This window comes from Streptomyces sp. NPDC028331 (assembly GCF_055565775.1).
In genome coordinates this window covers 100,834-113,340 of record NZ_JBVHTR010000017.1, presented here as the reverse complement: position 1 = coordinate 113,340, position 12,507 = coordinate 100,834, and the positions used below count along the sequence as shown (strand labels likewise).

Annotated in this window: 9 protein-coding genes; 8 read left to right on the top strand and 1 reads right to left on the bottom strand. The window is 72.7% G+C overall.

Annotation, left to right across the window (positions count from 1 at the left end; translation table 11 throughout):
* Window positions 1–286: 286 nt before the first annotated feature.
* From ACZ4SW_RS24500 to ACZ4SW_RS24465, 8 genes are all read left to right on the top strand, one after another.
* The gene (locus ACZ4SW_RS24500; RefSeq protein WP_468249700.1) at window positions 287–2,074 is read left to right on the top strand and encodes a gamma-glutamyltransferase family protein; all 1,788 of its coding nucleotides are present in this window, start codon (window positions 287–289) and stop codon (window positions 2,072–2,074) included.
* Window positions 2,075–2,290: 216 nt separating this feature from the next.
* The gene (locus ACZ4SW_RS24495) at window positions 2,291–3,136 is read left to right on the top strand and encodes an inositol monophosphatase family protein (protein WP_468249408.1); all 846 of its coding nucleotides are present in this window, start codon (window positions 2,291–2,293) and stop codon (window positions 3,134–3,136) included.
* Window positions 3,137–3,226: 90 nt separating this feature from the next.
* Window positions 3,227–4,636: a phytoene desaturase family protein gene (locus ACZ4SW_RS24490; protein ID WP_468249404.1), complete on the top strand. Its 1,410-nt coding sequence runs from the start codon at window positions 3,227–3,229 to the stop codon at window positions 4,634–4,636.
* A complete protein-coding gene (locus ACZ4SW_RS24485; RefSeq protein WP_468249400.1) occupies window positions 4,633–5,142 on the top strand; it encodes an O-acetyl-ADP-ribose deacetylase in 510 nt (169 codons plus the stop codon). Before ACZ4SW_RS24490 ends, ACZ4SW_RS24485 begins: the two co-directional genes overlap by 4 nt.
* A 137-nt stretch (window positions 5,143–5,279) precedes the next feature.
* Window positions 5,280–7,625 carry a glycoside hydrolase family 65 protein gene (locus ACZ4SW_RS24480; RefSeq protein WP_468249395.1) on the top strand — a complete coding sequence of 782 codons (2,346 nt, stop codon included), beginning with the start codon at window positions 5,280–5,282 and terminating at the stop codon, window positions 7,623–7,625.
* A 156-nt stretch (window positions 7,626–7,781) separates the two neighbouring features.
* Window positions 7,782–9,248 carry an AlkA N-terminal domain-containing protein gene (locus ACZ4SW_RS24475; RefSeq protein WP_468249694.1) on the top strand — a complete coding sequence of 489 codons (1,467 nt, stop codon included), beginning with the start codon at window positions 7,782–7,784 and terminating at the stop codon, window positions 9,246–9,248.
* A 9-nt stretch (window positions 9,249–9,257) separates the two neighbouring features.
* A complete protein-coding gene (locus tag ACZ4SW_RS24470) occupies window positions 9,258–9,740 on the top strand; it encodes a methylated-DNA--[protein]-cysteine S-methyltransferase (protein ID WP_468249391.1) in 483 nt (160 codons plus the stop codon).
* A 234-nt stretch (window positions 9,741–9,974) separates the two neighbouring features.
* Window positions 9,975–11,459 carry a hypothetical protein gene (locus ACZ4SW_RS24465; protein WP_468249387.1) on the top strand — a complete coding sequence of 495 codons (1,485 nt, stop codon included), beginning with the start codon at window positions 9,975–9,977 and terminating at the stop codon, window positions 11,457–11,459.
* A gap of 86 nt (window positions 11,460–11,545) precedes the next feature.
* Here the strand turns inward: ACZ4SW_RS24465 and ACZ4SW_RS24460 are convergent, their stop codons facing one another.
* A complete protein-coding gene (locus tag ACZ4SW_RS24460) occupies window positions 11,546–12,286 on the bottom strand; it encodes an SIR2 family NAD-dependent protein deacylase (protein WP_468249383.1) in 741 nt (246 codons plus the stop codon).
* Between the last annotated feature and the right edge of the window lie 221 nt (window positions 12,287–12,507).

Genomic DNA, 12,507 nt, shown 5'->3' with positions numbered 1-12,507 from the left:
GGCGTCAGCATGCCAGACATGATCGCCGGTCACGTGTGACGCGGCGGTGCCATCCGGGTTCACCCACCGTCCGGCGGAGGGCGACGTGATCCGAGGCCAGCCGGCCCGGCGGGATGACGTCCGGTCGATAGTCTGTCGGCTGATCAGGTGAACCGGGGCTGCGGCCCGAATTGCCGGGACGATCCCCGGGACGGCTCCGGGCGCTGATCGGGACCGCTGACGGGCGTCAACAGCGAGGTGAGAGGTGCAGTTCACCACCCGGCCCACGCTCCAGGGCTCCTTCGGCATGGTGTCCTCCACCCACTGGCTGGCCTCCCAGTCGGCGATGGCCGTACTGGAGAGCGGCGGCAACGCGTTCGACGCGGCCGTCGCCGGGGCGTTCGTCCTGCACGTCGTGGAACCACACCTCAACGGCCCCGCGGGCGAGGTCCCGATCCTCCTCGCCCCGGCGGGCGGCGAGGTGCGGGTGCTGTGCGGGCAGGGCGTCGCGCCCGCCGGCGCCACCATCGCCCACTACCGGGGACTCGGCCTGGATCTCGTCCCCGGCACCGGGCCGCTGGCCGCGGCCGTCCCGGGAGCCTTCGACGCCTGGATGCTCCTGCTGCGCGACCACGGCACCAGGACCCTCGCCGACGTCCTGGAGTACGCCATCGGCTACGCCGAGCACGGGCACCCGCCCGTGGAGCGCGTCGGCCGGACCGTCGAGACCGTGCGCGAGCTGTTCGAGACCGAGTGGACCTCCTCGGCCGGGGTGTACCTGCCCGGTGGGAGGCCGCCGCGCCCCGGCGAGCTGCTGCGCAACCCCGCACTGGCCGCCACCTGGAAGCGGCTGCTCGCCGAGGTCGCCGGGGCCGGGGACCGGGAGGCCCAGATCGAGGCGGCCCGCCGGGTGTGGCGGTCCGGGTTCATCGCCGAGGCCCTGGTACGGCAGGCGGGGCGACCCACCATGGACACCACCGGCGAGCACCACAGCGGCACCCTGACCGCCGAGGACCTGGCCTCCTGGTCGGCCGCCTACGAGGCCCCGGCGACCTACGACTGGAACGGCTGGACCCTGTGCAAGGCGGGCCCCTGGAGCCAGGGCCCCGTCCTCCTCCAGCAGCTCGCCCTGCTCCCGCCCGAGCTGCCCCGGTACGGCTCCGCGGACTACGTCCACCTGCTGATCGAGGGCTGCAAGCTCGCCATGGCCGACCGCGAGGCCTGGTACGGCGACGCGGCCGAGGTCCCGCTCGACGACCTGCTGTCGGACGCCTACAACGCCGAGCGGCGCGCCCTGATCGGCGACAGGGCGTCGTACGAACTGCGCCCCGGCGCCCCCGGAGGGCGCGTGCCGCGCCTGAGCGAGTACGCGCGCGTGGTGGCCGCCGACGATCCCGGCTTCCACCCCATGGGCGTCGGCGAACCGACCGTGGCGAAGAGCCCGACGTCGCCCGTGCCCGGTGAACCGGACGTCACCGCCGACGGTGCCACCCGGGGCGACACCTGCCACCTGGACGTCGTCGACCGCTGGGGCAACATGATCGCGGCCACGCCCAGCGGCGGCTGGCTGCAGTCCAATCCGGTCGTACCCGAGCTGGGCTTCCCGCTCGGCACCCGGCTGCAGATGACCTGGCTCGACGAGGGCCTGCCGAACTCCCTGACGCCCGGGCGCCGCCCCCGTACCACCCTGACCCCCTCGATCGCGCTGCGCGACGGGGTACCCGTACTGGCGTTCGGTACGCCCGGCGGCGACCAGCAGGACCAGTGGCAGCTCCACTTCTTCCTGGCGGCCGCCCTGCGCCCGCAGGTCCGCGGCGGCCTCGACCTGCAGGGCGCCATCGACGCCCCGAACTGGCACAACGACGGCTTCCCCGGTTCCTTCTACCCGCGCGGCATGCGCCCCGGCAGCGTCACCGTCGAATCCCGCACGGACCCGGAGGTCGTCGCGGAACTGCGCAGGCGCGGCCATGACGTCACCGTCGGCGACGCCTGGTCGGAGGGGCGGCTGTGCGCGGTCGCCCGGGACCCGGCGACGGGCGTGCTGTCGGCCGCGGCCAATCCGCGCGGCATGCAGGGGTACGCGGTCGGCCGCTGAGCCGGCCGGAGCCGCTGGATCCGTCGGGCTCGTGGGATCCGCAGGGCTCGTGGGATCCGCCGGGCTCGCGGGACCCGCCGCGCCCGACGGATTCGCCGGTCCGGCCGGATTCGTCGGCCCGGCCGGGCCGGGGTCGGCACGTCGAATTCATGCCGATTCCAGCCGGAGTACACCGGGCCGGAGGGGACTGTCAGTGACACGTGCTCTCATGGAGGCATGATCGACGACTACGAAACCATCGACGGGTTTCTCACGCACGGCACGGCAGACGTGGAGGAGGCCGTGCGCAAGGCGGCCGCCACCGAGATCATGCCGCGCTTCCGGCAGCTCGCCGCGGACGAGATCGACGAGAAGAGCGGCCCGCACGACCTGGTCACGGACGCCGACCGCAACGCGGAGGCCTACCTCACCGAGGTGCTCGCGAAGCTGCTGCCCGGCTCGGTCGTGGTGGGCGAGGAGGCGGTGCACGCCAACCCCGTGACGTACGAGGCCATCCGGGGCGAGGCCCCCGTCTGGATCGTCGACCCGGTCGACGGCACCCGCCAGTTCGTGCACGGCGACCCGGGCTTCTGCACCCTGGTCGCGCTGGCCCAGGGCGGTGTCGTACGCGCCTCGTGGACGTACGCCCCGGCCCTGGACCGGCTCGCCACGGCGGTGCGGGGCAAGGGCGCGTTCCTCGACGGCGAGCGCCTGCTGGCGGGCTCTCCCGCGGCGGGCCGCGACCTGGAGGTGGCCACCTCGCACCCGGACTTCACGACGGACGAGCAGAAGCGCGCGCTGCTCGGCCTGTGGACGGACGGCGTCCGCCCGCGCTCGTGCGGCTCGGCGGGCCTGGAGTACCTCAACATCGCCAAGGGCGTCCTGGACGCCACGGCCTTCTCCTGGGAAGCGGCCTGGGACCACGCGGCCGGCCTGCTTCTGGTCGAGGAGGCGGGTGGCGCGCACCTCACCCTGACGGGCGAACCGTTCCGGATCACGGGCGGCAACGCGCTGCCGTTCACCGCGGCCCGGGACGAGGCCACGGCGCGCCGAGTGGTGGGGCTGCTGTCGGACGCCGCCTGATCTTCCCCCGTACCCCGGGCGTGTCGGACCCCCGGCATATCCTGATCTCCTGTGGCCGTCGGCTGACGAAGGAGTCCGAAGGTGCCGTCGATGCTCGATGCGGTCGTGGTGGGGGCGGGGCCCAACGGGCTGACGGCTGCCGTGGAGCTGGCCCGCCGCGGGTTCTCCGTGGCCGTCTTCGAGGCACGCGACACCGTCGGCGGCGGCGCCCGTACCGAGGAGCTGACGCTGCCCGGCTTCCGGCACGACCCGTGTTCGGCCGCTCACCCCCTCGGCATCAACTCCCCCGCGTTCCGCGCGATGCCCCTCGAGCGGTACGGGCTGCAGTGGCTGCACGCGGAGCTGCCGATGGCGCACCCCTTCCCCGACGGCACCGCCGCGGTGCTGTCCCGGTCCGTGGCCGAGACGGCCGCCTCGTTCGGCCCCCGCGACGCGGGGACGTACCGCCGCCTGGTCGCGCCCTTCCTGAGCCGCTGGGACACCCTGGCCCGGGACTTCATGTCCCTGCCCCTGACCGCGCTGCCCCGCGACCCGGTCACCCTCGCCCGCTTCGGCCTCGTCGGCCTACCCCCGTCCACCTGGCTGATGCGCCGCTTCCGCGACGAGCGCGCCAAGGCCCTGTTCGCCGGGCTCGTCGCCCACGTGATCGCCCCGCTCGGCGGGTTCGCCACCGGCGCGGTCGGCCTGGTCTTCGCCCTGGCGGCGCACGCCCGCGGCTGGCCGGTGGCCCGCGGCGGCTCCCAGTCCGTCTCCGACGCCCTCGCCGCGTACCTGAAGGACCTCGGCGGCGCCATTCACACCGACTACGAGGTCAAGCGCCTCGACGACCTGCCCCCGGCGCGCGCGTACGTCTTCGACACCTCGCCCACCGCGCTGGCCCGTATCGCCGGCCTCGGGCGCTACTACGACGGCTACCGCTACGGCGCCGCCGTGTTCAAGATCGACTACGCGCTGGACGGCCCGGTCCCGTGGACCGCGAAGGAGCCGCGCGTCGCCGGCACCGTGCAGATCGGCGCGGACAGCGCGGAGATCGGCACCGCCCTGCGCGCCGCGTCCCGGGAGGGCCGCGCGCCCGAGAGGCCGTTTCTCATCACCGTGCAGCCCAGCGTCGCCGACCCCACCCGGGCCCCGGCGGGCAAGCAGGTCTTCTGGGCGTACGGCCATGTGCCCAACGGCTGGCGCGGCGACCTCACCGATGCCATGGAGCGCCAACTCGAACGCTTCGCCCCCGGATTCCGCGACCGCGTCCTGGCCCGCGCCACCGCGGGCCCGCCCGAACTGGCCGCCCGCAACGCGAACTACGTGGGCGGCGACATCGCCTCCGGCGCGGCGTCCGGCCTCCAGCTCCTGCTGCGCCCCAAGGTGTCCCTGTTCCCGTACAGCACCCCGCACCCGGCCGTCTTCATCTGCTCCTCGGCCACCCCACCGGGCCCTGGCGTGCACGGCATGTCGGGACACAACGCGGCGAAGGCGGTCTGGCGGAGGCTGAGGCAGCGATGACCACCATCACGCTGGTCCGGGGCGACATCACCCGGCAGAGCGCCGACGCGATCGTCAACGCGGCCAACTCCTCGCTGCTCGGCGGGGGAGGGGTGGACGGCGCGATCCACCGGCGCGGCGGTCCCGCGATCCTCGAGGAGTGCCGCGCGCTGCGCGCCTCGCGGTACGGCAAGGGACTGCCCACCGGCCAGGCGGTCGCCACCACGGCGGGCGAACTGGACGCACGCTGGGTGATCCACACGGTCGGTCCCCGCTTCAGCCATCAGGAGGACCGCTCGGAGCTGCTGGCCTCCTGCTACCGGCAGTCGCTGCGCGTCGCCGACGAGCTCGGCGCCCGGACGGTCGCGTTCCCGGCCGTGTCCGCGGGCATCTACGGCTGGCCGATCGACGACGCCGCCCGCCTCGCGGTCGAAACGGTCAGGGCCACGCGGACGGCCGTCGAGGAGGTCAGGTTCGTCCTCTTCGACGAGCGGGCCTACGAGGCGTTCGCCGCACAGCTCACCTGAGGGAACGCTCACCCCCATCGCCCTCGGTGAGGTCGCCCGCCTCTTTCGGGGCCCTGTGGGGGTGGAGTGACTGGTGAAGCGGGAAGATACAAACATGGCCTGTCAGGCTTTCCGGACATATCCCCGGAGGACCCGCCGTGATCACCCACCCCGCCTACGGGGTCGAACCCTGGTGCGTACGCGAGACCGGGCTCGACCTGGACGTCCTGGCACAGAGCGAATCGGTGTTCGCCCTCTCCAACGGACACATCGGCTGGCGAGGCAACCTCGAGGAAGGAGAGCCGCACGGACTGCCGGGCTGCTACCTCAACGGCGTCCACGAAGTCCACCCCCTGCCCTACGCCGAGGCCGGATACGGCTACCCGGAGTCCGGCCAGACGGTCATCAACGTCACCGACGGCAAGCTCATCCGCCTCGTCGTGGACGACGAGCAGGTCGACCTGCGCTACGGGCGCCTCCGCTCCCACGAGCGGGTCCTCGACCTGCGGGGCGGGGTGCTGCACCGCGTGTTCGAGTGGGTCTCGCCGGTGGGGAAGGCCGTCCGCGTGCGCTCCACCCGCCTGGTCTCCTTCACCCACCGGGCCGTCGCCGCGATCGCCTACGAAGTGGAACCGCTGGACGACGAGGTGCGCCTCGTCGTCCAGTCCGAACTCGTCGCCAACGAGCCCATGCCGCGGCCCAGCGACGATCCACGGGTCGCCGCCGCCCTGGAATCCCCGCTGCAGCCCGAGGAGCACTATGCCCAGGGCGCCCGGCTGCACCTGATCCACCGCACCGCCCGCAGCGGACTGCGGGTCGCGGCCGCCGCCGACCACATCGTGGAGGGCCCGGCATCCACCCGGACGGTCGGGGAGAGCGCGCAGGACGTCGCCCGGTTCACCGTCATCGCCGACCTCAGGCCCGGCGAGAGGCTCCGGCTGGAGAAGCTGGTCTCCTACGGCTGGTCCTCGCTGCGCTCACTGCCCTCCCTGAGGGACCAGGCGCAGGCGGCACTCGCCGAGGCGCGCGTCACGGGCTGGCAGGGCCTGGTCGACCAGCAGCGGGCCGTCCTGGACGACTTCTGGGCCCACGCCGACGTGGAGGTGGACGGCGACGCGGAGATCCAGCAGGCCGTCCGTTTCGCGCTCTTCCATGTGCTGCAGGCCGCCGCCCGGGCCGAGCAGCGGGCCATCCCCGCCAAGGGCCTGACGGGCTCCGGCTACGACGGGCACGCCTTCTGGGACACGGAGACCTACGTTCTGCCGGTGCTCATCTTCACCCACCCGCGCAGCGTGGCCGCGGCACTGCGCTGGCGCCAGGACACCCTGCCCGCGGCCCGCGACCGCGCCCGCCAACTGGGCCTGAAGGGGGCGGCCTTCCCGTGGCGCACCATCGACGGCGCGGAATGCTCCGGCTACTGGCCGGCCGGTGCCGCCGCCTTCCACGTCAACGCCGACATCGCCCACGCCGTCCTGCGCTACGTCTCGGTCTCCGGCGACGAGGACTTCGAACGCGACACCGGTGTGGAGCTCCTGGTGGAGACCGCCCGGTTGTGGCGTTCCCTGGGACACCACGACTCCCAGGGCCGCTTCCACATCGACGGCGTCACCGGCCCCGACGAGTACAGCGCGCTCTCCGACGACAACGCCTACACCAATCTCATGGCCCAGGAGAACCTGCGGGCCGCCGCCGACGCCGCCGCACGCCACCCCGCACAGGCCACCGCGCTCGGGGTGACCGAGGAGGAGACGGCCGCATGGCGGACCGCCGCCAGGGCGATGACCGTGCCCTACAACAGCGCCCTGGGCATCCACGAGCAGGCCGCGGGCTTCACGCGCCACGAGGTCTGGGACTTCTCCCGCACCCGGCCGCAGGACTACCCCCTGCTGCTGCACTTCCCGTACCTCCAGATCTACCGGAAGCAAGTGGTCAAACAAGCCGACCTCGTGCTGGCGATGTACCTGCGCGGGGACGCCTTCGACGACGGCGAGAAGGCGCGGAACTTCGCCTACTACGAACCGCTCACCGTCCGTGACTCCTCGTTGTCGGCGAGCGTGCAGGCCGTCATCGCCGCCGATGTCGGCCATCTGCGCCTGGCCTACGACTACCTGGGCGAGGCGGCTCTGATGGATCTGGACGACCTGGAGAACAACACCCGTGACGGCCTGCACATCGCGTCCCTGGCGGGCTCCTGGATCGCGCTGGTCGCCGGCTTCGGCGGCATGCGCCACCACGGGGGAACCCTGTCCTTCGCCCCCCGGATGCCCGATGCCCTGAGCCGGCTCGCCTTCTCGGTCCACGTTCGCGGTCACTGCCTCCGCGTGGAGATCACCGACTCGCGGGCCGCGTACACGCTCGTGGCAGGGGAATCGATCCGGATCAAGCACTACGGGGAACCGCTGACCGTGTCCCGCGACACCGCGCAGACCCGCCCCGTCGAACCGTCGCCGCCCTTGCCGCAGCCCGCCCAGCCGCCCGGACGCCAACCCGAACGTCCGCACTGAACGCGAAGGTCTGTTCGGGCTGCCGTGCGGCGGTGGCCTGGGAACGACCGAGGTGGCGGCGGCGATCGGGGGAGCGGCAGGTCGACCGAACCACATGTCGGATTTTCGCCAGCCCGACAGGCTTCCTTGCCCGATGCTTGAGGCATGCGGAACGTGATGCACACCGACCGGGAACGCTGTGTGCGCGCCGTCCAGTCCAAGGACGCGCGCTTCGACGGCTGGTTCTTCACCGCGGTCCTGACCACGCGGATCTACTGCCGCCCCAGCTGCCCGGCGGTGCCGCCCAAGCCGGAGAACATGACGTTCTACCCGAGCGCCGCCGCCTGCCAGCAGGCCGGGTTCCGCGCCTGCAAGCGGTGCCGCCCGGACACCAGCCCCGGCTCGCCCGAGTGGAACCAGCGCGCCGACCTGGTCGCCCGCGCCATGCGGCTGATCACCGACGGCGTCGTGGACCGCGAGGGCGTGCCCGGCCTCGCGGCCCGCCTCGGCTACAGCGCCCGCCAGATCGAGCGCCAGCTCCTCGCCGAACTCGGCGCCGGCCCCCTCGCGCTCGCCCGGGCCCAGCGCGCCCAGACCGCCCGGCTGCTCATCGAGACCACGGGCCTGCCCATGGCCGAGATCGCGTTCGCCGCCGGATTCTCCTCGATCCGCACCTTCAACGACACCCTCCGGGAGGTCTTCGCCGTCTCCCCGAGCGAACTGCGCGCCCACCTGCCCAAGCAGCGGGTGATCGCACCGGGCGTCCTCAGCCTCAGGCTGCCGTTCCGCGCCCCCTTGAACCCCGACAACCTCTTCGGTCACCTGGCCGCCACCGCCGTACCCGGCGTGGAGGAGTGGCGCGACGGCGCGTACCGGCGCACGCTCCGGCTGCCGTACGGACACGGCATCGTGGCGTTGACCCCGCGGCCCGACCACATCGGGTGCCGCCTCAGCCTCAGCGACATGCGCGACCTGCCCGTCGCCATCAGCCGCTGCCGCCGCATGCTCGACCTGGACGCCGACCCGGTCGCCGTCGACGACCAGTTGCGCACGGACCCGGTGCTGGCGCCCCTCGTCGACAAGGCCCCCGGACGGCGGGTGCCGCGCACCGTCGACGAGGCCGAGTTCGCCGTGCGCGCCGTCCTCGGCCAGCAGGTGTCCACGGCCGCCGCCCGCACCCACGCGGCCCGCCTGGTCACGGCGCACGGCGAAGCCGTCGAGGACCCCGAGGGCGGCCTCACCCACCTCTTCCCGGCACCGGAGGCCCTCGCCGCGCTCGACCCCGAGTCGCTGGCGATGCCCCGCACCCGCCGGACGACCTTCACCACCCTCGTCCGTCAACTCGCCGAGGGAGCCATCCACCTGGGCGTCGAGAGCGACTGGGAGGAGACCCGCGCCCGGCTGCTCGCGCTGCCCGGCTTCGGCCCCTGGACGGTCGACGTGATCGCGATGCGCGCCCTCGGCGATCCCGACGCGTTCCTGCCCACCGACCTCGGCATCCGACGCGCCGCCCGGGAGCTGGGCCTGCCCTCCACGCCGGCCGCGCTCACCGCCCGCGCGGCGGCCTGGCGGCCGTGGCGGGCGTACGCGGTCCAGTATCTGTGGGCGACGGACAGCCACCCGATCAACTTCCTTCCCGTGTAAGGACACGCAGTGAAACAGCACACCATCATCGACAGCCCCTACGGCCCGCTCACCCTGGTCGCCGACGACGGAGTCCTGTGCGGCCTCTACATGACCGAGCAGCGCCACCGCCCACCGGAGGAGACCTTCGGTGATCGCGACGAGGGTCCCTTCGCCGAGGCGGAGGAACAGCTCGAGGCGTACTTCACGGGTGAGTTGAAGGAGTTCACGCTCGAACTGCGGCTTGCCGGCACCCCGTTCCAGCGCAGCGTCTGGGACCAACTGCGCCGCATCCCCTACGGCGAGACCCGCTCCTACGGCCAACTCGCCGACGCCCTCGGCAACCCCGGCGCCTCCCGCGCCGTGGGCCTGGCCAACGGCAAGAACCCCATCGGCATCATCGTCCCCTGCCACCGCGTCATCGGCACGAGCGGCGGCCTGACGGGCTACGGCGGCGGACTGGAGCGCAAGCGCCGGCTGCTGGAGTTCGAACGGGGATCGGCGCTGTTCTAGAGCTTTCTGCCACGATCGGTGCAGGCACACCAGAGCAAAGGGTCATGCGCGGGCGGACAGGTGGTCGCCCGCGCCCCGGTCGCGGGCTCCGGTGACCCGGTCCTCCACGCATTCCCCGTCGAAGACGGGAATGTGTGCCGCGCCCTCCGCACATCCCGCATATGATCTACGCTTCCTTGCGCACTTGGCATGCTCCAGACGAGACATGCATCGGTTCACTCATGGAAGGTGCGCGTGGCGCCCATACGAAAATTCAGACCGCTGGCTGTGATCGCGGCCGCGGCCGCACTGTTCGCCGGGCTGACGGGACAGCCGGCGACGGCGGCGGACACACCCACGGTGACGCAGCTGACGCTCAGCGGCGACCAGTTCAAGATGACGGACACCAGTTACGTCGCTGCGACGAACAACCTCTACAACACCTACCTGACGGACCATGCCAGCCTGACGGACGTCATCAGCACGGACTACACCACGAACTCGTCGGGCGCCACCGACTCCTGGCTGAACCTGCGCTCGATGCGGGCCTGCTCGGGCAACGAGACCAAGGCGCTGCCGCCGGTGACCACCAAGGTCGCCTGGTGCTGGTCGTCGGCGCACGGCGACGACACCACCCAGCACTGGTATCCGCAGGGCCTGAGCACCACGGGCACGGCCGACGGCGGCGACGGCGCGATCCAGGGCGACCACGTCGCCGCGGTCTCCTGGCACTACGAGACGCTGTCCGGGGAGACCTCCAGCGGCTGCAAGACGGACAACCTGCTGAAGCTCACCTTCATCGACCGCGACACCGGCAAGTACCGCCACGTGCTGCTCGCCGAACCGACCAGCACGTCGTCGGGCGCGTCGAACTTCAAGTTCGTCACGGGCCACGGCGGTGGCATCGTCTGGTACTCGAACTACATCTACGTCACGGACACCGCACACGGCATCCGGGTGTTCGACATCAACAAGCTCGCCAAGGTCGACGACTACGGCTCCGGCGTCAGCACCTACGGGATCAGCGGCGGCCGCTCCAGCGCCTGCGGCTACCCGTATGTGCTGCCCGAGGTGCACTACTACCAGCAGTCGGGCACACCCACCGCGTGCGACTCCGACGCGAACGCCGGCACCCTCGACCCGGACCACCTCTGCTACTCGTGGCTCTCCCTCGACAAGACCGGCGGCAGCCCGTACAAGCTGGTCACCGGCGAGTGGTACGGCGGCGTCGACGGCGGCCGCGTGGTGCGCTACCAGCTCAACCCGACGAGCTCCTCGACCTACCCCGGGCTCCTCAACATGTCCGGCGGCAAGACCGTCATCCAGGACGCCTACGCCGCCTCCCGCTACCGGGGGCTGCAGGGCGGCATGACCTGGACCGACGACCAGGGCGTGCTGAACTTCGCCTTCCACAAGGGCTGTGGCACCCAGCCCGGCGTGTACTCCCACACGTGGATCGGCGACACCAGGGCCGGGACGACCTGCGCGGCCGGCGGCAACTGGTCGGCCGGCCCGCCGCAGGCCCTGAGCTACTGGCCGAAGCTCGGCACGACTCAGGTGGACGAGCTGTGGGGACTGACCGAGGGCATCTGCTTCAGCCCGAGCGACCCGCGGTACGGCGAGCACACGCCGACGAGCACGCTGGACGCCTGCTACGGCTACAACGGCTCGACGACCTCGTCCCTGCGCGCGGTCTTCGCGGTCGGCTTCACCGACCCGGCGGTCCAGAACCTGCACTGACCTGACGCGGGTCGGACGGGGCCCGTTCCCGGCGCCACGCGGCTCCGGGAACGGGCCCCGAAAGGCTCGGCCCCGTGGGCGCTTTGTCAGCCCTGCTGACTTCTGGCGCTCAGCCGGCCCAGCAGTGCGGGCAGGGCTGTGCCGATCGGTTCCCGTACGACCTCGTCGGCCCGGTCGTCGTAGGGGGTCGGCTCGGCGTTGACGATGATCAGCCGGGCCCCGTGGTCGGCGGCCAGACCGGCGAGCGCGGCGGCGGGGTGCACCTGGAGGCTGCTGCCGACCGCGATGAACACCGTGCACGCCTTGGTGATGGCGACGGCCTCGCCGAGGACCTCCGGGTCCAGCCGCTCACCGAACATCACGGTCGCCGACTTCAGGATCCCGCCGCACCCCAGGCACGGCGGGTCGTCCTCCCCGGCGTCGACGCGGGCGAGGGCGTCCTCCATCGACCCGCGCGCATGGCACCGCGTGCAGACCACGCCGCGGGCGCTGCCGTGCAGTTCGAGCACCTTGCGGGCGGGCATCCCGGCGAGCTGGTGCAGCCCGTCCACGTTCTGCGTGATCACCCGCACGGGCACCCCGGACCGCTCCAGCTCGGCCACGGCCCGGTGCGCGGCGTTCGGCTCCGCCTTCAGCGTCCGGTTCTGCCGCCGCATCTGCCACGAGCGCCGCCGGATCTCCGGATCGCTCATGTAGTACTCGTACGTCACGAGCTTCTCGGCCTCCGGGTCCCGCCGCCACAGCCCGTTCGGCCCGCGGTAGTCGGGGATCCCGGAGTCGGTGGAGATGCCGGCGCCGCTGAGCACGGCGACGAGGGGCTTGTCCATGTCCCCGAGAGTAGGGCGCCCACCCGCTCGGGACGAACGGATATCCGGGCCTGCGCCCTCCGGCGGTTTCGCCTGGCGGCGGAACTCGGCGACCGGGTGCCGAGCCGTGCCGCCCGGGACCGCGCCGCGGTGGGGGGGGGGGGGGGGGGGGGGGGGGGGGGGGGGGGGGGGGGGGGGGGGGGGGGGGGGGGAGGGGGGGGGGGGGTGGGGGGGGGGGGTGA